A 21,348-nucleotide genomic window follows, 5' to 3' on the forward strand; every position below is an offset into this window, starting at 1 on the left:
TTTCATTATCTTTTATCTATCCGAGTCGTTAAACTATCACCAATCCACTGAATGAAGAATACAACTAGTAATACACAAATTGTCGCAACGATTGTTACATCGTTATTCCCTCTCTGGAATCCCTCTAAATAAGCAAGCGTTCCAAGACCACCAGCACCAACAACACCTGCCATTGCTGTATAGCCTACTAAAGCAATAGTCGTAACCGTTATACCAGATACTAACGCTGGTAACGATTCTGGAATTAACACTTTCAAAATAATTGTGCTTGTTTTTGCTCCCATTGCTTTTGAAGCTTCAATTACACCTTTATCAATTTCACGAAGTGCGATTTCAACCATTCTCGCGTAAAACGGTGCTGCGCCAATAATTAAAGCTGGCAGTGCTGCACTCGCTCCAAGGATTGTTCCAAGAAGGATTTTTGTGAATGGGATTAATAAAATAATTAAAATGATGAACGGTATAGAACGGAAAATGTTTACGAATGCTCCAATCACCGTATTAATCGCTTTATTTTCCCATAAATTATCTTTCGCTGTCATAAAGAGTAATAGTCCTAAAATAAGTCCTAACACAAATGTGGCAAGCGCTGCGATTGCCGTCATATATAACGTTTCACCAGTTGCTTCTAACATTTGATTCCAATCAATATTTGCGATTAACTTATCCATGTGCAATCACCTCCAGCTCTACTTGATCTTGATGAATTCCTTCTATCGCTTGCTGGATCGCTGTTTCCTCACCATTTAAATGAACAACTAAACTTCCATAAGAACCGTTATTCGTTTGTGCGATATTTCCTTGCAAAATGCTAACTTCTATATCGCTGCGTTGCATTAATCTTTGAAGTACTGGTCTTTCTACAGCCTCACCGACAAACTGCAAGCGAATTACTTTTCCATCTGGATACTTTTCTATTAAGCTTTCAATCGTTTCATTCGTATCTTCAGAATCCGTTAACTGCTGTACAAATCGTTTTGTAATGTCCTGCTTTGGATTACGGAATACGTCAAGTACTGGACCTGTTTCTACGATTTTCCCTTTCTCCATTACAGCAACTCGATTACAAATCTTCCGAATCACGTGCATCTCATGTGTAATTAATACAATTGTTAAGTTGAGACGCTTATTAATGTCTAATAATAAATCTAAAATTTGATCCGTCGTTTCTGGATCAAGAGCTGACGTTGCTTCATCACATAAAAGTACTTGTGGATTATTTGCTAACGCTCTTGCAATCCCAACGCGTTGCTTTTGTCCACCACTTAACTGAGATGGATATGCGTCTCCTCTTCCTTCTAATCCAACGAGATGAATTAACTCATCAACACGTTTTCTTCTCTTCGCCTTATCCACACCCGCAATTTCAAGTGGGAATTCGATATTTTCGCGTACAGTTCGTGACCAAAGTAAGTTGAAGTGCTGAAAAATCATTCCGATTTCTTGTCTTGCCTTACGAAGTTCACTTCCTGTAATTGCTGAAATTACACGATTTGCGATTGTAATTTGACCAGACGTTGGTTTCTCTAACTGATTAAACAATCTAATTAAAGAACTTTTCCCAGCGCCACTATATCCGATAACACCAAATATTTCGCCTTTCTCTATTTGTAAGTTGGCGTTATCTACAGCAGTGACATCACCGCTTTTTGCCTTATATATTTTCTTTACATTTTCTAATAAGATCATGATGTTCACCCCTTTTTTAAATAAAAAGCGCAAGCAGCTCGTTTAGAACAAGAGGACGCCCGAATCCCAGACGTAGAGGCGCTGTTTGCCTCATAGGAAGGGATGAAACGACCGACTGTTCTAGCCGCTGGAGCTGGATTTCATAAAACTTTAGATAGACTCCGCAATTTTTTTATTTTTGATGCGTGTAGTCCATCGGTATATCTCCTCTTATTATTTGAATGTCCTCCACATTCAAACAACAAAAAAACCTTTCCGCTTTAGAGAAGCAGAAAGGTTTATATGCGTATATAACAACATTATCCCTCTCTCTCATCTCTCAAAGCATTTGCTTTGCAGGAATTGGCACCATTTCAACATAAGTTGACGGTTGCCGGGCTTCACAGGGCACAGTCCCTCCACCTCTCTTGATAAGAGAAATCAGATTAAATTTTCGTCTGATTTGAAATTTATTAAATTGTCTATATTTTATGAATTGAATTGTATCAATATCCATACGCCATGTCAACAGAAATTTTCGTAAAAAAAGAAACTTCAGACTTTTAAGCACCCACTGACATCGGCTTACATATATGAAACATTGATTCAATTAACAACATCGTTCGATACGTTCCCGAATATTGCACACGCCCATCGCTCATTAACGTCTGCAACCTTATATTTCCATTCACCAAACGTTTTACATCCTCTTCCCCTAAACACACGATTTGTTCTGTTCCTCTTTCCTCTTTCAAAAGTTCAATATAATCCCTTGAAATTTGTAATGAACAGCATTCATCCCCAAAGCGAAAATTAACAGTTTTTTCTCCTTGTCTTAAAAGCGGCTCTAAATGATATTGACCATTAGCGTAATTTACAAATGATTGTAGCAAAGAATATAATTTCACCCTAAATCACATCCTTCATATCACTTTCTATTACACATACCATTCCCTCTCACTAAAGAGCAATCCTGTAACTTTCGCTCGACAAATACTGTAACCACCCTGCATCTCGACATATTTCCCAAGAAATATGTCGAGGCGGCAAAAACTTTGCCGCCTACTTTAATTCCGTATATAAATATTCCACCGAATGAAATGCATATATCTTCTTCATTAGTGTCCCATTTTCAAAAACAAGTAAACACGGTACACTTTCGATTCCATACTCTTTCGCTAAATGCGGAGCATAATTTAAATCTAACATTCCAATTTTCAAATCTTCAATCGTCATCTCGACAACCGTTAACATCTTTTTTGCTAATTGGCATGTTCCACACATTGGTGTATATACATATAGCACTGTTTTTTCTTCGTTTTCTATTAGGGCTGTAGCTTCGGTACCTGTCCAGTCAATCACTTCTATCATTCCTTACCGTAAATATTCTGTATAAACGTCAATGTCAGCTCCCCATAATACATTTGCTAAATGTGAAGAAGGCGCAGTCGCCACCTCGCGATACGAGCGATCAATATAAATATGCTCTGCTTGCGGAAATTCTTTTCGAAATTGTTTCCTTAACTTTTCCCCTGCATCATCAGCATCCACTAGCACATATACGTCCTTATCAAAAAATTGATCAATGAGCTCATCCATTTTCGACAAACCAATTGTACCATTTGTACAAACAATTTCCACCGGTTCACGAATAATAGATTCAATCTTTCTTCTGTCTGACTTACCTTCTACAATAATGACTTTTTCCACATAAATCATATGTCATCACCCGATCACCATATACTATACAACCTTTAACTTAGTATATAGTATATTCGTTATTTTCATGTTGTTTCCTGTTTATTTTTGCAAAAGAAAAGCGGAAGCGGCTCGTTCAGAACAGGAGGGCATTGGAACTCCTGAACTAGAGGCGCCTTTTGCCTCAAGTGAAGGAGTGAAATGACCGACTGTTCTAGCCGCTGGAGCTGGACAATAAAGAAAAGCGGAACCGACTGCTTAGACATGAAGGGCTAGGAGGTGGAGCTAGACAAAGAAAAGCGCAAGCGGCTCGACCAGAACAAGAGGGCACCCGAACTCCTGAACTAGAGGCGCTTTTTGCCTCAGGTGAAGGAGTGAAATGACCGACTGTTCTAGCCGCTGGAGCTAGACAATAAAAAGCAGAACCCGCTCAATCAACATGAAACATCTGCGAAAAAGTTTTTCAAAAATCTTCTCCTATATGATAATTAATATATATGTGCTTTCAAATTCATTATGTAACACAACATAAAAAAGGACAGCACAAAGGCTGTCCTTTAGTCGACTATAATTAGTCTTGGTTTGTCATTTCTGCATATTTTTCTGCAGTTAATAACTTCTCAACTTGGCTTGCATCAGAAAGTTCAACTTTAACCATCCATGCACCCTCGTATGGAGATTCGTTAACAAGTTCTGGTTGGTCACTTAATTCTTCGTTTACTGCTACAACTTTACCACTTACAGGTGCGTATAATTCAGAAACTGTTTTAACAGATTCTACGCTTCCGAATGGCTCGTCAGCTTGGATTGTTGCACCTACTTCAGGAAGTTCAACGAATACGATATCGCCTAACTCACCTTGCGCAAAATGAGTAATACCGATAACAACCGCATTACCTTCTGTTTTTACCCATTCGTGTTCTTCAGAGTAACGTAAATTATTTGGAATGCTCATGACTGTACCTCCAGTGAATGTATTAATTATGTAAAAATACCTTATTGGTACTTTTTCCACACACTTTCAAACTGCTCTTCGTTAAAACCAAGTGTTACACTCGTTCCATTTGTTACAATTGGACGTTTAATTAACATGCCATCAGATGCTAAAAGCTCGTACATTTCGTCTTCGCTTGCATCCTTCAACTTATCTTTTAAACCAAGTTCGCGGTAACGCATTCCACTTGTATTAAAGAATTTTTTTAATGGCAATTCACTTTTCTCATGTAAATTACGTAAATCTTCTTTTGACGGTGGATTTTCAACAATATGAATCATCTCATATGCTACATCGTTTGCCTCAAACCATTTTTTTGCTTTTTGACATGTGCCACACTTTGGGTATGAATAAAATGTTACTGTCATAAATTCACCTACTTTTTTACTAACCTTTACCTTTATCATATAGAAAACGTTTTATTATTTCAAACGATTATTCGCTAAACTTTTACTTATTTCGTTATAATTTTTAATAATCCTGCTAATTTTTCTTATTTTTCCGCCATTTATCAAGAAAAAATAAATATATAATTTTTTAAAAACTTTTTTCTCATCCCACGCCGAACATATATCTTAAACGAACGTTTGATTAATTTCCGATTTTTCTACCTCAACCTTTGAAACACATATATTTTTTCATACCGAACATATATCTTAAACAAACGTTTGATTAATTTCATGTTTTTCTACCTCAACCTTTGGAATACATAGGTTTTTCCCTACCGAACATACCTCTTAAACAAACGTTTATTTAAAAATAAAAAGAGCCCTTTTACAGGCTCCTTCATCATCGACTTAAATAGTCCGAAATTGTTTGAAATACTATGATATACATATTGCGAATATTTTGATTGGAAACAGTATCATTATATAACCCCATACCCCAATACTGTCCTTCAGGGCTTCCCATGTTTACAAATCCTTGCGTATACATCATTGCTTCATCCCTCGGGGCATTGTCATAATCTAAATCCTTTTTAGTAAAAATCAAGTATGGTCTATCCTTTAAACCGATAAAAAACACTGGTTTCTTTAATGATAAAAATAAGTCCGTATACTGTTCCTTTGATGCTTCTTGAAAATATTCTTTCATGACGAGAAAACCATCAACCTTTGCTGATTTCTCCTGCATCTCTTCTAATTTTACACTTTCAAACTTTATATTTCTAAACGTATCTTTCGGTTTTTCACCAACAACTCCAATTACGAGTGCTCTCCCGTTATATTCTAATTTCTCTCCTTCTTTATCTTTGGCACACCCAGTAGCCACTAGGCATAACAATATAAAAACTAAGAAATAAAATGAACGCTTCATTTAGCACCCTCTCCCTCTTTTAAGTCAAGTGACAAAAGTGTAAGGTAAATTCAAGAAAATGTAAGTGAAATCGATAGCCCAATTGGATTTTCTATATTATAATCAATTGAATTTACTTACATTACTAAAACATAGGAGCTTATCATGAAGAATTTTAAACTTTCATCTTTTCTTCCGTTAAGTTATATACTTCTACTCGTACTCGTAAGTCCCCTTTACGATGTATTAAATAAATCTACTGTACACGCAGTGGATGTCACAACTGTAGTAGATGATTGGATTCCATTTGTTAAAGCATTTATTATTCCTTATTTACTTTGGTTTCCTTACTTATACGGCGCACTTATTTATTACTGCTTTGCTGATCGAAAGCAATATTATGTCACTTTAAGTAGTGTTATTCTTGGAAAGCTTGCTTGTTTTTCTATTTATTATTTTTGGCAGACAACTGTACCACGTCCAACAGTCGTTGGAACAGACGTATTTTCCGAACTAGTCCGCTATATTTATAGTATTGATCAACCAGTAAACTGTTTCCCAAGCATTCATGTCCTTACAACATTTGTAATTATGTTAGCTGCCTTTAAGCGTAGAGAACAGCATGCTTTTGAGTATTACATCCTTACGTTCTTCGGTACGCTTATTATTTTATCAACGCTATTTACGAAGCAACATGCTTTTGTAGATGCCGTTTCTGGAATGACGCTTGCAAGCATACTTTACTTCGGCGTTCAGTTGTTATTAGCAAAAGAAACCGTACGTGTTCCAGTAAAACACAATCATAAAATGTAAAAAGCAGACTGTGGCTTCTTCAGTCTGCTTTTCTCTATTATTAAGGAGATTTTCAATTTAAGATTGCGGTACAGTCATATCACCAGAATGAATACGACCTGCTTTTTTAAGAGCAATGTAAAGTATATAAGAAACAGCTACTGGAATGATGATATAAGTGATTACCATCGCTGGGACAACTTCCCATCCTTGGCTGGAAATTAAATTAATTGGTGCGATAAGAGAACTTAATCCGAGACCTGCAATTTCTTTCCCTGCTTCCAGTTGGAAAATTAATGCTGATACTGGGCCTACTATAGCACTGGCGACGACAGTTGGGACGAGAATCATTGGATTTTTAGTAATATTAGGCAACTGTACTTTTGGAGTACAGAGTGCTTGAGCTAATATGCCGCCTAAATTATTTTCTTTCGCTGAAATAACAGAGAATCCGATAAATTGAGCAACACATCCTGCAAGTGCTGCACCGCCTGCAACGCCATCTAAGCTAAGCGCTATCGCTAAAGCAGCTGATGAAGCTGGAGAGATAAGTAATAGTCCCCAAACTACAGCAATCACGATAGAAGCGATAAATGGGCTACCAGCTGAACTATCTTTAATGAATGCTCCAACTGTATTTAAAACTGGGCTAATATTTTGAGCTAACCAAATACCGACTAAACCAGAACCTAATATTGCTGCAAATGGAACGAGCATCATATCTAAAGCAGTTTTTCCACTTAATCGTTTACCAATATAAACTGCTAAAGTCGCTGTTAATAATGCACCGATTGGTTCACCTGTTTTAATGATGAGACCGGCTTCAGTAATTGAAATTGAACCAGCTCCAATTGCTCCAGCTACCATCGCTGAGAAAATTACGAGTCCGTTTGCACCGAGCATAAAAGCAATCCCGGCTCCAATTGCTGGTGCCATAAGTGATTTTGCAACAACTCCGATTGTAATAAGTAATGGGATATCAACAATTCTTCCTATATTTTCGATTAGTAAACCAATTCCGAGGGATACGAAAATACCCTGTGCGATTCCGGCAGAAGCTTTAAACACACGAGACATTATATATTCCTTCATTTGTTTCACCTTCTCCTATAAGTTAGTAACCAACTGTTTTCATATAATCGCGCAAAACATCGTTTGATTTTGCAAAGCGACTTTCTTCATCTTCTGATAAGTTTAGTTCTACAACTTCTCTTATACCGTCTCTAGTAATAATTGCCGGTACTCCTGTACAAATATCGTATTCGCCATATTCACCATCTAAAATAGCTGAAACAGCGATAACACGGTGATCATCATTGAAAATTGAGCGTGCAATATAAGCTAAAGAATTTCCAATTCCGTAATAAGTAGTTCCTTTGCGCTTATAAATTTCCCATCCAGCTTTTGCAGTCTTCTCAACAATTTCATCTAAATCTATTTCACCTAAGCGTTCTTTTTGTTCCTCTAAAATTTGCAGAATTGGTTTTCCACCAACAGTTACATGAGACCAAGCAACCATTTGAGAATCACCATGTTCTCCTAAAGAATACCCATGAATACTACGAGGGTCTACATGTAACATTTCAGATAAAATTGTTCTTAAGCGAGAAGAATCTAGTGATGTACCAGTACCAAGTACACGATGTCTTGGCAAACCAGATAATTTCCAAACTTGATATGTAATAATGTCAACTGGGTTCGATGCGATTAAGAAAATGCCATCAAATCCACTTTCCATTACGCCGCCAACAATGCTTTCCATAATCTTAGCGCTTGCTCCTAAAGTGTCTAAACGGCTTTGTCCAGGCTTCGGTGCTGGTCCTGCTGTAATAATAACAATGTCCATATCTTTGCAGTCTTCATAACTTCCTGCATATACTTTTGTTCTTGTATTTGTAAAGTTAATGCAGTGCGATAAATCCATCGCTTCTCCAACTGCACGTTCATGATTTATATCAATTAACAATAGCTCTTCGCAAATCCCTTGGTTTACAATGGAATACGCACAGCTTGATCCAACTAATCCAGTACCGATAATTGCAATTTTTCTTGTGTTTCTATTCATAGCAATCTCTCCCAATTGATTATGTAGTCTATTTCTTTTGTTCTTTACACTCCTAATTATAGAGATTCCCACGATAGAAACCATGGATACTTTGTGAAATATTGAACAAACTTTTTGTCCTTTTTGTGAATTGTTATATTCAATTTTCGTCATATTTGTTACAACTGGAAAAATATTTATTATATATTTATTGACATATACCAAACAAAAAAAACGAGCGAATCCATTCGCTCGTTTCATTCATCACACTATTCCGCACTTAATTGGCTTTTTAATTGTTGTACAATCATTGGATTAGCAGGTGCTGCCGGCTTGTAATAACTCTTTTGCTTTGCGTACTCATACATATTGCGTTGGCGCATCTCATCTTGATTACGAATTTGGATTAACGTTTGATGTAACTGTTCATTATCAGACTGAGAAATATAATTTGCATAACTTGTTAAACTTGCATTTAATCCTGCTAAATAATCATTTACCATATCTTTTTCATTCATCTGTTGCTTCCTCCTATCCTAGGAAAGTCATTAATTGCTGTTTCGTATTTCGTGCATCTTGCGCATCTTTTTGTAGCATTTGTTTCAACTGTGGATCTGTACAAGCCTGTGCATACTGGTCTAACTTGTTAATAATTGTTGCGTGTCCACCAATTAAATGACGTAAGTTTTCTACTTCAAGCTCTGTTAAATTTTGCATAGAATACTCCTACCTTTCTTCTTTCATTCACCATTTATTATTTGATTCTTTTCAAATCATATTCATTAAAAACTTTCTAAAATTTCCTTCATACTAAAACCAAACACATCTATTTATAAAAACAGAAAAATGTTATAATTACAGAAAAATACAATTTTTAAAAATATCCCCTTATGATAACTACATAATTAACGCACAAATCATATTAAGAAGATGTACTTATGCAAAGTAAATTTAAAGTTATCTTCTTTATCGTTTATGCAATCTTATATGTAAAACTTTTAATCGATGTATTAACTTTAAAACCACTATTCACTTCTATACCTTTGCATATGTTATTTCTCATTTATCTTTTGTTCATTGCACTTAACAACTATAAAAATCGTAACACTACATTTTTCTTATTATTTATTAATACAACTCAATTAGTAAGCGGTAGTTTTTTTAAAAAAACTACCTTTTATAAACTCTACATAACAAAGGAGCAATGACTATGAAAATCCACGATTTTCTTACAAAAAGCCAAGAAGCTTATGATTCTGAGTCAAGCCACGACCCTTTCGTATTTACGTTTTTCAATTTTTTCTTAGCAATATATATTTTTCTAAAGCCTGCTAAATAATATTATTTAGCAAGAAAGAGCCTCTAAATCAGTAGGGGCTCCTTCTCATTTTCAAGCCCTGTTAAATTTTGCATAGAATACTCCTATCTTTCTTTGCTCATTCACGATTGAGTATTTATTTCTTTTTTGGTTATATGCACTAAAAAACCTTAGAATCACTTCTAAGGTTTCCTCTTATTCAATCTCTCATTACATGTAATCCTTTAATAAACGTTTCCAATAATAAATGTAAACTTATATCTAAATCTAGCGGCAAACCAAATCCCCCCTGCTGTTCAATCGACGCAAATCCATGACAAATACTTCTGAATCCGCGTGTCGCATGAAGTGCATTCTCTCCTTCTAAGCCGTATTGTTGTAAAATCCGAAGACAAAGCTCTACAATTCCGTCACCTGCTTTTCTTACTTCTTCATCTCGTGAAAAGGTTGCTTCATACAACCCAGGATGTTTTCGGACGAATGCTACGTACGCTTCTCCTAATGCATGAATTGCTTCATCCACGCTTTTACCCGAGGCCGCCTCTTCCAGTCTGTTATGCAGCTGTTCTATGCCGTAAATACCAAGATTTTTCCGGACATCCTGTAGCCCTTTCACATGATTATATAGCGAGGGCGAACGTATCCCTAACCTTTGCGCTAACGATGCTAACGTTACTTCTTGTATCCCATTTGTATCTGCAATTTCTACCGCTGTATCTACAATTTTTTGTAATGTAAGTCCGATTCTTGGTGACATGAATTTAACCCTCTTTCATACTTTCTATATTTCGCTTAGCTTCCTTAATAGCAAGTTTTATGACAGTGCTTGGATCCTTTATCATTTCCCCATGTCCTGCCGCAAGCAAGGAAGGCTCATATTCGCTTAGCTTCTCTGCACTTTGTAATGATATTTCTTTGCTCCACGTTGCCATTGCAGGAAACGGAAACCAAAATTTCATTTGTCCCGAAACAGCCATACCTCCTCTTGTTTGGAAGGCATCCCCGACAATTAGAGCTTTATTTCGTACATCAAGAAACGACATGGAACCTGGCGTATGTCCCGGTGTCATAATCGCAAGAAGCGATCCAACTCGGTCGCCATCCTCCAATAAAACATCAGGTACTGTTTTTACCTTTTTAGGTACACCGCCTTTTATTGGTATATTCGGTTCATCCTTTTGTAACGTCGTATCTCCTTCTAAAAGCTTTGCGTCCCGCTTAGAAATATAGACTGGAACATTAGGAATCACTTCCTTTAATGCGTCTAATGCACCAATATGATCATCATGCGCATGTGTTAATACAATCTTAGTAATTGGTTTCCCTATTTTCTCAGCCGCCTGTAAAATTCCTTTTGCGCTATATGGCAAAGCCGCATCAATTAAAGTTAAACCATCTTCTTCCTCGACAAAGTAACAATTCACAGGAAACACTCTTGGCAAAAATGACAATTGATATACCGTTTTTTCATGTATCACTCTCATATTTCCAGCTCCCTTTCCGAATAAAACTAATGCTATTAGTTTTATTATACTAATGGCATTAGTTTTATGTCACTAAAAATTTCATTTTTGCAAAAAAAAAAAAAGAACAGTAGCCGTTTATACGACTACTGTTCTTTACAGCTATTAAACTGTGTAACGCTCATCTTCTAAAATTTTCGCAGCAATTTCACGTTTCTTCGGAATTACGTTAAGTGGCGTGTGGCGTGTTAATTTGCGTAATGATGATAACATCATGCGCAGCATGTCGCCGTTTTCAACTGCGATAAGCGTTTCTTTCGCATCTGCTTCGATTTCGTTGAATGCTTCTTGGCAGAATACTTCAGTGTATAACACTTTTTGTTTATTCTTTTCAAGACCAGTTGTTTTAATTGCTTTTTCTGTACGAAGAACAGCTGACTCCATTGCGTATAGGTTACTTACAATGTCAGCGATATTCACAAGAATTTCTTGCTCTTTATCTAATGCTTTACCGTATTTTTGAGCAGCTAATCCAGCTACCATTAAACCGATTTTCTTCGCGTTAGTTACTAAATATTTTTGAAGTGCTAATGGCTCATCGCCTACTTCTTCTGGCATCATCATCATTAACTCTTCTTGTAATTTTTGTGCTTTTTGAAGAAGTGGTAATTCACCTTTCATCGCTTTACGTAAGAACGTACCTGGTACGATTAGGCGGTTAATTTCGTTCGTTCCTTCGAAAATACGGTTAATACGAGAATCGCGGTACATTCTTTCAATCTCGTACTCTGCCATAAATCCGTAACCACCGTGAATTTGAACACCTTCATCTACTGTATAATCTAGTACTTCAGAACCAAATACTTTATTTAAAGAACACTCGATTGCATATTCAGCGATAGAAGCTGCTACTGCTTTACCGTCTTTTACTTCTTCTTCAGATAATGTGCTCATGCGGCTTTCGAATAAACCTACTGTACGATATACAGAGCTTTCAGCTGCATATGTTTTTGCTGCCATATTCGCAAGTTTCTCTTGAATTAATGGGAAGCGAGCGATTGGTTGTTTGAACTGTTGACGTTGGTTTGCATATTGTGCTGAAATTTCTACTGCACGTTTCGCAGATCCAACTGTACCAACACCTAATTTATAACGACCGATATTTAAAATGTTGAATGCGATAATATGACCTTTACCGATTTCACCAAGTAAGTTTTCTTTCGGTACTAATGCATCTTCTAAAATTAACGTACGGGTTGAAGAACATTTAATACCCATTTTCTTTTCTTCAGGACTTGTAGATACGCCTGGATACTCTTTCTCTACGATAAACGCTGAGAAATGCTCGCCATCTATTTTTGCGTATACAACAAATACGTCAGCGAATGCAGAGTTTGTAATCCATTGTTTTTCACCGTTTAATACGTAATGTGTACCTTCTGCATTTAAACGCGCAGTTGTTTTTGCACCTAATGCGTCAGATCCTGAACCTGGCTCAGTTAATGCATATGCAGCTAATTTTTCACCAGTTGCAAGTAATGGTAAATACTTTTTCTTTTGCTCTTCGTTACCGAATAATACGATTGGTAATGATCCGATACCTACGTGAGCACCGTGAGTAATTGCAAAACCACCAGCGCGAGAGAATTTCTCTGCGATTAACGCTGAACTTACCTTATCAAGGCCAATTCCGCCGTACTCTTCTGGTACGTCAGCGCCTAGTAAACCAAGTTCGCCAGCTTCTTTTAAAAGACGAACAGAACGATCAAACTCGTGTTGCTCTAAATATTCAAGCTCCGGAAGAACTTCATTTACGATAAAGTCCTCTGTCGTTTTTGCAATCATTTTATGCTCAGATGAAAAATCTTCTGGCGTAAACACTTGATCAATCGTAATCTCATCTACTAAAAAGCTACCGCCTTTAACCGCACTTCCTACTGTTTTTTCCATGAAAATTTCCTCCTTCATATTTTCATAAGCCGCTTCTCTCATTTTGAAAGAAGCTGGCTCTCCCGTTTATTTTTTATAAACCTTTGTTGCTTCCATTCTTTGCATTAGCGTCGTCTCGTTCTGAGCGATCCGCTTACACTTTTTTTATAGTCCAGTTCCAGCGGCTAGAATGTTCGGTGGCTAGAACAGTCGGTCGTTTCACCCCTTCCTGTGAGGCAAAAAGCGCCTCTTCGTCAGGGCCTCCAACGCCCTCCTGTTCTGAGCAAGCCACCTGCACTTTTTATAGTAATTCAAACACTCCTGCTGCTCCCATTCCGCCGCCGATACACATTGTTACGATACCGAATTGTTGGTTGCGGCGTTTCATTTCGTGAATAAGAGATAGTGTTAGTTTTGCTCCTGTACAGCCAAGTGGATGTCCAAGTGCGATTGCACCGCCGTTTACGTTTACTTTTTCCTCATCTAAACCAAGTTCACGAATAACTTGGATCGATTGAGAAGCGAATGCTTCGTTTAGTTCGAATAGACCGATATCAGATAGCTCTAAGCCAGCTAATTTTAACGCTTTCGGAATTGCAGCGATTGGACCGATTCCCATTACTTCTGGTGGTACGCCAGCTACTGCAAATGAACGGAATTTCGCAAGTGGCTTCATGCCATCGCTCACTGCTTTTTCACGATTCATTAATAGTACAGATGCTGCACCATCACTCATTTGTGAAGAGTTACCAGCTGTTACAGAACCGCGAACGTTAAATGCTGGACGTAATCTACCTAAAATGTCTAGCGTCGTTTCTGCTCTTACACCTTCGTCTTGTGCGAAAATGATTGTTTCTTCTTGCAGTTTGTTATTTGATCCAACAGTACGTAACGTTACATCTACAGATACTGTTTCATCAGCAAAGTTCCCTGCAGCTAATGCTTTCGCAGCACGTTGATGACTTCTTACTGCAAATGCATCTTGCTCTTCACGAGAAATTCCATATTTCACAGCAACTTGCTCTGCTGTATGTCCCATACCCATATAATATTCTGGAGCCGCTTCTACAAGGCGACTATTTGGACGAACAACGTGTCCCATCATTGGAACTAAGCTCATTGATTCCGCTCCGCCTGATAACACAGCTTCAGAGTGACCAAGCATAATGCGCTCTGCTCCATAAGCGATACTTTGTAAACCTGAAGAACAGTAACGATTAATTGTAATAGCTGGAACATCGTAAGAAAGTCCTGCTAATCCGCCGATATTACGAGCCATATTTAAGCCTTGCTCTGCTTCTGGCATCGCACAACCGAAAATTAAATCGTCGATTGGTCCTTCATAATTCGCACGCTTTAACGTTTCCTTTACTACTAACGCCCCTAGATCGTCAGGACGAACTGTTTTTAATGAACCCCTCTTTGCTTTTCCAATTGGTGTTCTTGCTCCCGCAACAATGACAGCTTCTCTCATGAACGATATCTCCCCTCGTTATTAGTTACGTAATGGCTTTCCTTTTACAAGCATGTGCTGCATTCTTGCTTGTGATTTCATCTCACTTACTAAGCTAATAAATGCTTCACGTTCTACATCTAATAAATACTGCTCATCAACTTCTGTTCCGTACGGCACTTTTCCGCCCGCAATGACATATGCAAGTTTCTTCGCAATGTGAAGATCATGTTCAGAAATGTAACCTGATAAATGCATTGCTTCTGCACCAAGTACAAGCGTTGCATAGCCTGTTTCACCAACAACAGGTATCTTTTTACGAATCGGCGCTTTATAACCCGCTTCATATAAAGAAAGTGCTTTTTGTTTCGCATCATATAGTAAGTGATCACCATTCACACTAATACCGTCTTTATCGCCTAAGAAGTTGTTCGATACAGCTTCTTGTGCTGATGTAGAAACTTTCGCCATCGCTACAGATTCGAATACTTTATTCGCAACTTTTTGTAGATCAAACTCTACACCGTTTGGCATTTTATTTAAGTGTTTAATGTATAGCTCTTTATTACCGCCTCCGCCAGGGATTAAGCCAACACCAACTTCTACTAAGCCCATATACGTTTCGCTAGAAGCTTGAATGCTCGCTGCTGGTAAGCAAACTTCTGTACCTCCGCCAAGCGTCATACCGTATGGTGCTGCTACAACTGGCTTAGAAGAGTACTTAATTTTCGTCATTGCATCTTGGAAATTTTTCACAACCCACTCAATTTCAAAGTAGTTGTCATCTTGTGCTTCCATTAAAATCATTGCAAGGTTCGCACCAACGCAGAAGTTCTTCGATTGGTTACCGATAACAAGACCTTTATAATTCTTCTCTACTTCATCAACAGCGTAGTTAATCATTTGCGTAATATCCATACCAATTGCATTGCTCTTCGAATGGAATTCTAAGCAAAGGATGCCGTCACCTAAATCAATTAAGCTCGCTCCACTATTTTTCTTTAATACGCCATTTTTCGCTTTTAATTGTTTAAGAGAAATTGCCTTTTTATTACGTTCGATTAGCTTATATTCGCCATTGTCGTAATAGTAGCTATCTCCGTTATCATGTTTGTAGAAAGTAGTGAAACCTTTCTCTAACATTTCTTTCACCCAAGTCGGAACAACTGCACCGTTTTCTTCCATCTTTTGAACAGACTTTTCAACGCCGATTGCATCCCAAATTTCAAATGGCCCTTGCTCCCATCCGAAGCCCCATTTCATCGCTTGGTCAATCGCAACGATATCGTCCGCAATTTCTTTATGAAGTTTTGCAGAGTATAAAAGAGTTGGTGTAATGATGTTCCATAACAACTCCCCTGCACGGTCTTTCGCGTATACAAGCGCTTTCAATTTATTCGCTAATCCTTTTTCTTGCTTACTTAACTCTACGGATGCAGCTTTTAATTTTTTGCGCGCTTCGTATTCCATCGTTTCAGGATTTAATTCTAAAATTTCTTTTCCTTGTTTTAAGAAGAAGCCTTGACCTGTTTTGCTTCCAAGCCATTTTTTATCAAGCATGTCATGCATGAAAGCTGGTACTTTAAATACATCACGCTCTTCTTCTTGTACGTTTTCATATACGTTATTTGCAACGTGTACGAATGTATCTAAACCAACAACATCTAATGTACGGAATGTTGCGCTCTTCGGACGGCCAATTAATGGACCTGTTACAGAGTCAACTTCTCCAACGCTATAGCCGCGCTTAATCATTTCTTGTAATGTTACAAGCAAGCCATACGTACCGATGCGGTTTCCAATAAAGTTTGGTGTATCTTTTGCGATAACAACGCCTTTTCCAAGAACGTCTTCGCCAAATAATTTCATGAAGCTTAATACTTGTGGATCAGTTTCTTTCGTCGGTATTACCTCTAGAAGTTTTAAATATCGTGGTGGGTTAAAAAAGTGTGTGCCTAAGAAGTGTTTCTGGAAGTCGTCTGAACGACCCTCTGCCATTTTTTCAACGGAAATGCCTGATGTATTTGAGCTCACAATTGAGCCTGGTTTACGAACAGCATCTACTTTTTCAAATAGTTTCTTCTTTATATCTAAGTTTTCAACTACTACTTCAATAATCCAATCTACATCAGCTAGACGCTCAAGATCATCTTCTAAGTTACCTGCTTCAATCAGTGCTAAATTTCCTTTCACTGTCAGAGGAGCTGGTTTTTGCTTTAATAGTTTTTGCACAGCCGTATTACTAAAACGATTTCTCACACTTTTATGTTCTAATGTAAGTCCCTTCGCTTCTTCTTCTTTCGTAAGCGCAGGTGGTACAATATCAAGCAATAATGTCGGAATACCAATATTAGCTAAGTGTGCCGCAATTCCTGAACCCATTACGCCTGAACCTAGAACAGCAGCCTTTTTAATTTGGAACATCCATTTCTCCCCCTATTCTTGAATGAATGCTCATTCAATTTTTCGACATAAGTCGCAATCAATGAGTGAGCCTCTACTAATAAATATATGATACAGTTTGAATTTTCGCAATATATTTATTGATAAAATTTTCTGAAATAAATATTTTTCTTTCATTTGGCTATGCTATACATGTGTATTTTCTTCATTAAAATGCACTTTTCCTTTTTATAATCTGACGAAACTGGAGGAATTTATATGGCAAAACTTAAGAAGAACCCTTCGAAAGCTGGAATTAGCGCAGCAAGCGTAACTGGAAATGCAGGTCCGCATAATCACGGTGTTGAAAAAGGGCGTCAAGGTAATAACCAACAATATAAGAAGCATAATATGGGCGAAAAATAACGCTATATTTTTGGGCAGAGAACGTGGCATAATGATTAATGGCTGCTTTTTCTGCCCAATTTATTTGGAACAAAAGAGGGAATTATAATGAAACGAACAATAGTTATGATTGTAATGATTGCTACACTGTTTACAGGGATGATTTTCTTCTCTTATGCTCACAGGCAACAAGCCGTAAGAGCGGATCAACCTAGTATTACTGGGCAATATGGAATTACAATCGATGCAGACACAGGTGAAATTTTGTATGGAAAACGCGAGGATGAGCGCTCTTATCCGGCTAGTATAGCCAAAATGATGACAACTCTTCTCTTACTTGAGAATGTAAAAGAAGATGAAGAAATTACAGTTACAGAAAACGCAATTAAAACAGAAAGTCAAAGTAAGAAGATTAAGCTTCGTGCTGGTGAAAAATTAAAACGTGATGAGGCATTAAAACTTATGCTCATCATTAGTGCAGACCCGATCGCTGAGTCAATTGCAGAACATATCGCAGGATCAAAAAATGAGTTTGTGAAAATGATGAATGCTAGAGCGAAGGAACTTGGGACGAAGCATGCAACTTTCAAAAACGCAAGCGGTGCTGATGCACTTGGAAATAAAGTATCACCTTATGACATTGCTATTATTACGAAAGAAGCCTTGAAGTATCCGATTGTTTTAGAATATATGAATTCAATACATACAACACTACATACCTCAGAGCGCTCTCCAAAAATCGCAAACTATGGACGAGAAGAACTATATAACGATCCATATGCAATTGGAAGTAAAAGCGGTTTATCTGCACTCGGAAAATATACAGTCGTAACTGTTGATGAAAAAGACGGTAAACGTGTCATCAATGTCGTATTATCTTCTACTCGTACACAGCTATACCCTGATACGAAGAAAATGGCACACTATGCATTTCAGCAATTAAAATAACCAAGGAGAATTTTCTCCTTGGTTATTTTTTGATCATACCTTTTAATACGAACGCAACGTTCGCTGGACGCTCTGCTAGACGGCGCATGAAGTAACCATACCAGTCGTTTCCATACGGTACGTAAACACGCATTTTATAGCCTTCTTTTACTAGCTCAAGTTGACGCTCTGTACGAATACCAAATAGCATTTGGAATTCAAATTGATCCCTTGAAATATTGTGTTCTTCGGCAAGTTTTTTCGTATATTCAATAATTGCTTCGTCATGTGAAGCAATTGCAGTATAATTTCCATTTAATAAGTGCATTTTAATAATTTTTTTATAATTGTCATCTACATCTTTCTTGTCTGGGAACGCTACTTCTTCAGGTTCCTTATAAGCCCCTTTTACAAGACGTAAATTAGGATTATAAGCATTTAAATCTTCAATATCTTTTTCTGTACGATATAAATAAGCTTGAATAACTGTACCAATATTATCGTATTCAGATTTTAATTGTTTAAAGATATCAATTGTTTTTCCGCAACGCGTATAGTCTTCCATATCAATTGTAACAAACACACCGTTTTCTTTTGCAGCTTCTAAAATACGACGCATGTTGTTCATTACGATTTCATCAGAGATATCTAATCCCATAGAAGTCATTTTTAAAGAAAGTTGTGAATCAAGACCTTCTCTTCCAATTGCACGAATCGCTTCAATCGATTGGGTAGCCATTTCATTTGCTTCTGCTTCATTATCAACGAATTCACCTAAATAATCGATTGTTACACAAAGACCTTGCTTATTTAATTGTTGAATTGCAGCTGTCGCTAATTCAATCGTCTCCCCTGCGACGAAGCGACCTGCACCAAAGCGCAAACCGTACTTTTTAGCCAGTTTTGTTAGCGCTTTATTTTTAGATAAGAAAAGAAACGAATTTCGCATTAATTGTTCCATGTAATTCACCCCTATGACTGTACTTTATCTGTTTTTTACCCCTCTTCGGAATTATATCATTGTTTAAAATTATTTGATACAAATAATTATTTAGATAATTTATAAAATACTATAAAAACATTTAAAACCCCATATTCTCGCTTACAAATATGCCGGAAATATTTTTCGACATTTATAAAAAACGGGTTTACTAGGCAAAAAATAAGCATGTCGAAAATATTCGACATGCTTATAAAACCCTTTATATTCCATGTAAATTATATAAGGATATTAATATAGAAAACTTGAGGTAACATTATCTCAAGCTTTTTTACTTCTCATTTCGCTTCTCATCATTCAGCTTTTTAATATTCGTAATTAACTGTACCATCTCTTCTTTCGCATCTGGATACGTCTCATTCCAATGCTTCACTAAAGCTGGCATCGTCTTAGCCATATAAGAATAAAGCGCCCATTTTTGCACCTGCTCTTTTCGCTCTTCGTTGCTCTCTCCAAGTAATAGCTCCGTGTATTTCTCTAGCAATCCGTCAAATTGCTCGTTAAATTTTTCACTCATCTCATTTCCTCCTATATGAAAAAAGCAGCGAAGATCGCTGCTTTTTCTTATAATTTTGATCGAACAGAGTTTAATTTCTTCTCCATTGTGCTTACTTTATCACGACGATCATCGATACGAATTGTTGTCGCAACGCGCTGTGCACCTTTCGTATATGGAACTTCATGCATTTGTTGAATTACTTCTAGAATGACAGGAAGATCTCCTTCAATTACTGTATTCATCGGTGTTAATTGATACTTCACGCGATCAGCATTTTTCTCTAGCACCTTTTGTACTTCTGCTACATATTCACTAACACTTGGATTACCTGTTCCTACTGGAATAATCGATACGTCAACAATTGCCATAGTAACTTACCTCCTAAAACTGCTTCTTATATATCCATCTCCTATTTTACCGAAATCCTCATCACTTTACTAATATGTTTTCTTCTACTTTAAACTGCTCAACCAATCTTCTTAAGTCCTGCATATTCTCTATCAAACTTTCCATCGTATGAGCCACTTTTTCTAAATGATTAACTTGTGACTCAGTCGCTACATTAACCTCTTCAGAAACAGCTGTACCTAATATTACAAACATCATAGAAATAAGCACCGAAAATACTACCGCAATTTTTAAACGTAAACTTCTCAACACTTGTGCAAAAACAAATAGTTCATTATCCTTAACATATAATCTCATTCGTTCGGAGGGAACTATGTTACAAAAATTCGGTTTCTCACAATATGAAAGCCAGGCCTATGAAGTTGTCGTATCAAGCATCGAACCATTAGATGCAACAACTATCGTTAAACATTCAGGTGTTCCAAAAGCAAAAATATACGAAGTGTTAGCACGCCTAGTTGATAAAGGGATGGTAATGGATTCTGTTTCAGAAAAGAAAAAGTTGTATACAGCATTACCACTCAAGCTAGCAATTGAAAAATTAACGACAGAATTCCAATCTAATATTAAAGAACTTGAAAATAATATTTCTAAAAAGTCATTTACAGATGACCGCGTTTGGAGTTTAAAAATGCAGTCTTCTATTAAAGTACAAAGTAGGCAACTTGTAGAAGATGCGAAAGAATCTATACGCATCTCTGCATGGAATGATACCCTTTTAGAATACCTTCCTTTACTAGAACAAAAAGCAAAACAAGGCGTCCGAATCGAGTCCCTCATAGTTGGAAAAGTAGAAACAGACTTAGAAAACATGCATTTTCTAATCCCAACTGAAGAGCCTAACGCATTAGAGCGGTACTTACTACTCATCGTTGACGATCGTGAAATTTTATTTGCTGGTGTAGAGCAAGAGTCATGGCAAGCAATGAAAACAATGTCACAACCTTTCGTGAAGTTCTTTACAGAATTCTTCTATCATGACGTTGCACTTGCAAAGATTACCCAGAAACACCATGATCTCTTTATGGAAGATGAGGAAATTAAGAGTTTGTTGATGAAGTTGAGGTATTAA

25 protein-coding genes and 1 riboswitch are annotated in these 21,348 nt (G+C 37.1%); of the genes, 4 read left to right on the plus strand and 21 right to left on the minus strand.

What is annotated here, in order from left to right; translation table 11 throughout:
• Positions 1-5: 5 nt before the first annotated feature.
• The 8 genes from LUS72_RS24825 to LUS72_RS24860 form a co-directional block, all read right to left on the minus strand.
• Positions 6-671, minus strand: a complete 666-nt coding sequence (locus LUS72_RS24825; protein ID WP_002089380.1) for a methionine ABC transporter permease — start codon at positions 669-671, stop codon at positions 6-8.
• Positions 664-1,689, minus strand: coding sequence for a methionine ABC transporter ATP-binding protein (locus LUS72_RS24830; RefSeq protein WP_097832185.1), 1,026 nt, complete (start codon positions 1,687-1,689; stop codon positions 664-666). The genes LUS72_RS24825 and LUS72_RS24830 overlap by 8 nt, the downstream gene beginning before the upstream one ends.
• A gap of 309 nt (positions 1,690-1,998) precedes the next feature.
• A riboswitch (SAM riboswitch) is annotated at positions 1,999-2,106 on the minus strand.
• 125 nt (positions 2,107-2,231) lie between these two features.
• Positions 2,232-2,576, minus strand: a complete 345-nt coding sequence (locus LUS72_RS24835; RefSeq protein WP_097832184.1) for a hypothetical protein — start codon at positions 2,574-2,576, stop codon at positions 2,232-2,234.
• Between the two features lie 154 nt (positions 2,577-2,730).
• Entirely contained in the window at positions 2,731-3,039 is a 309-nt protein-coding gene (locus tag LUS72_RS24840) for a thioredoxin family protein (protein ID WP_080028970.1), read from the minus strand.
• 3 nt (positions 3,040-3,042) lie between these two features.
• Complete coding sequence (locus LUS72_RS24845) at positions 3,043-3,387, minus strand: toprim domain-containing protein (RefSeq protein ID WP_000640865.1); 345 nt, start codon at positions 3,385-3,387, stop codon at positions 3,043-3,045.
• 550 nt (positions 3,388-3,937) lie between these two features.
• The gene (gcvH, locus tag LUS72_RS24850; RefSeq protein WP_000026895.1) at positions 3,938-4,321 is read right to left on the minus strand and encodes a glycine cleavage system protein GcvH; all 384 of its coding nucleotides are present in this window, start codon (positions 4,319-4,321) and stop codon (positions 3,938-3,940) included.
• Between the two features lie 41 nt (positions 4,322-4,362).
• On the minus strand, positions 4,363-4,728 hold the full coding sequence (locus LUS72_RS24855) for an arsenate reductase family protein (RefSeq protein WP_000218970.1): 366 nt from the start codon (positions 4,726-4,728) through the stop codon (positions 4,363-4,365).
• A gap of 421 nt (positions 4,729-5,149) precedes the next feature.
• Complete coding sequence (locus LUS72_RS24860) at positions 5,150-5,677, minus strand: hypothetical protein (protein ID WP_097832183.1); 528 nt, start codon at positions 5,675-5,677, stop codon at positions 5,150-5,152.
• A gap of 144 nt (positions 5,678-5,821) precedes the next feature.
• On the opposite strand from LUS72_RS24860, the gene LUS72_RS24865 reads away from it, so the two are divergent.
• On the plus strand, positions 5,822-6,469 hold the full coding sequence (locus tag LUS72_RS24865) for a phosphatase PAP2 family protein (protein ID WP_097832182.1): 648 nt from the start codon (positions 5,822-5,824) through the stop codon (positions 6,467-6,469).
• A 57-nt stretch (positions 6,470-6,526) separates the two neighbouring features.
• Here LUS72_RS24865 and LUS72_RS24870 read toward each other — a convergent pair whose 3' ends face one another.
• The 9 genes from LUS72_RS24870 to LUS72_RS24910 form a co-directional block, all read right to left on the minus strand.
• Positions 6,527-7,540 carry a PTS sugar transporter subunit IIC gene (locus tag LUS72_RS24870; protein WP_002089394.1) on the minus strand — a complete coding sequence of 338 codons (1,014 nt, stop codon included), beginning with the start codon at positions 7,538-7,540 and terminating at the stop codon, positions 6,527-6,529.
• Between the two features lie 22 nt (positions 7,541-7,562).
• Positions 7,563-8,513 (minus strand): L-lactate dehydrogenase, encoded by a 951-nt coding sequence (locus tag LUS72_RS24875; protein ID WP_097832181.1) that lies wholly within the window; start codon positions 8,511-8,513, stop codon positions 7,563-7,565.
• Between the two features lie 248 nt (positions 8,514-8,761).
• Entirely contained in the window at positions 8,762-9,010 is a 249-nt protein-coding gene (locus tag LUS72_RS24880; protein WP_001002992.1) for a spore coat protein, read from the minus strand.
• Between the two features lie 13 nt (positions 9,011-9,023).
• The gene (locus LUS72_RS24885) at positions 9,024-9,209 is read right to left on the minus strand and encodes a hypothetical protein (RefSeq protein ID WP_001180550.1); all 186 of its coding nucleotides are present in this window, start codon (positions 9,207-9,209) and stop codon (positions 9,024-9,026) included.
• Between the two features lie 800 nt (positions 9,210-10,009).
• Positions 10,010-10,567, minus strand: coding sequence for a TetR/AcrR family transcriptional regulator (locus LUS72_RS24890; protein WP_097832178.1), 558 nt, complete (start codon positions 10,565-10,567; stop codon positions 10,010-10,012).
• 4 nt (positions 10,568-10,571) lie between these two features.
• The gene (locus tag LUS72_RS24895) at positions 10,572-11,294 is read right to left on the minus strand and encodes an MBL fold metallo-hydrolase (protein WP_097832177.1); all 723 of its coding nucleotides are present in this window, start codon (positions 11,292-11,294) and stop codon (positions 10,572-10,574) included.
• Between the two features lie 144 nt (positions 11,295-11,438).
• Positions 11,439-13,223 carry an acyl-CoA dehydrogenase family protein gene (locus tag LUS72_RS24900; RefSeq protein WP_088008554.1) on the minus strand — a complete coding sequence of 595 codons (1,785 nt, stop codon included), beginning with the start codon at positions 13,221-13,223 and terminating at the stop codon, positions 11,439-11,441.
• Between the two features lie 280 nt (positions 13,224-13,503).
• Entirely contained in the window at positions 13,504-14,676 is a 1,173-nt protein-coding gene (locus tag LUS72_RS24905) for an acetyl-CoA C-acetyltransferase (protein WP_264448390.1), read from the minus strand.
• Between the two features lie 21 nt (positions 14,677-14,697).
• A complete protein-coding gene (locus tag LUS72_RS24910) occupies positions 14,698-17,079 on the minus strand; it encodes a 3-hydroxyacyl-CoA dehydrogenase/enoyl-CoA hydratase family protein (protein ID WP_097832175.1) in 2,382 nt (793 codons plus the stop codon).
• 237 nt (positions 17,080-17,316) lie between these two features.
• On the opposite strand from LUS72_RS24910, the gene LUS72_RS24915 reads away from it, so the two are divergent.
• Both LUS72_RS24915 and LUS72_RS24920 read left to right on the plus strand, forming a co-directional pair.
• Positions 17,317-17,463 carry a YuzL family protein gene (locus tag LUS72_RS24915; RefSeq protein WP_001096344.1) on the plus strand — a complete coding sequence of 49 codons (147 nt, stop codon included), beginning with the start codon at positions 17,317-17,319 and terminating at the stop codon, positions 17,461-17,463.
• An 87-nt stretch (positions 17,464-17,550) separates the two neighbouring features.
• Positions 17,551-18,390, plus strand: a complete 840-nt coding sequence (locus LUS72_RS24920; protein ID WP_097832174.1) for a D-alanyl-D-alanine carboxypeptidase family protein — start codon at positions 17,551-17,553, stop codon at positions 18,388-18,390.
• A gap of 22 nt (positions 18,391-18,412) precedes the next feature.
• Here the strand turns inward: LUS72_RS24920 and LUS72_RS24925 are convergent, their stop codons facing one another.
• From LUS72_RS24925 to LUS72_RS24940, 4 genes are all read right to left on the minus strand, one after another.
• On the minus strand, positions 18,413-19,330 hold the full coding sequence (locus tag LUS72_RS24925; protein WP_002174080.1) for a proline dehydrogenase family protein: 918 nt from the start codon (positions 19,328-19,330) through the stop codon (positions 18,413-18,415).
• Positions 19,331-19,640: 310 nt separating this feature from the next.
• Positions 19,641-19,886: a YusU family protein gene (locus LUS72_RS24930; RefSeq protein ID WP_001290599.1), complete on the minus strand. Its 246-nt coding sequence runs from the start codon at positions 19,884-19,886 to the stop codon at positions 19,641-19,643.
• Positions 19,887-19,933: 47 nt separating this feature from the next.
• Positions 19,934-20,236, minus strand: a complete 303-nt coding sequence (locus LUS72_RS24935; protein WP_001018862.1) for an MTH1187 family thiamine-binding protein — start codon at positions 20,234-20,236, stop codon at positions 19,934-19,936.
• A 61-nt stretch (positions 20,237-20,297) separates the two neighbouring features.
• Positions 20,298-20,573 carry a hypothetical protein gene (locus LUS72_RS24940; RefSeq protein ID WP_097832173.1) on the minus strand — a complete coding sequence of 92 codons (276 nt, stop codon included), beginning with the start codon at positions 20,571-20,573 and terminating at the stop codon, positions 20,298-20,300.
• Between the two features lie 16 nt (positions 20,574-20,589).
• Between LUS72_RS24940 and LUS72_RS24945 the strand changes: the two genes are divergently transcribed.
• Complete coding sequence (locus LUS72_RS24945; RefSeq protein ID WP_097832172.1) at positions 20,590-21,348, plus strand: TrmB family transcriptional regulator; 759 nt, start codon at positions 20,590-20,592, stop codon at positions 21,346-21,348.

The organism is Bacillus cereus, assembly GCF_025917685.1.
Classification (GTDB): Bacteria; Bacillota; Bacilli; order Bacillales; family Bacillaceae_G; genus Bacillus_A; species Bacillus_A cereus_AT.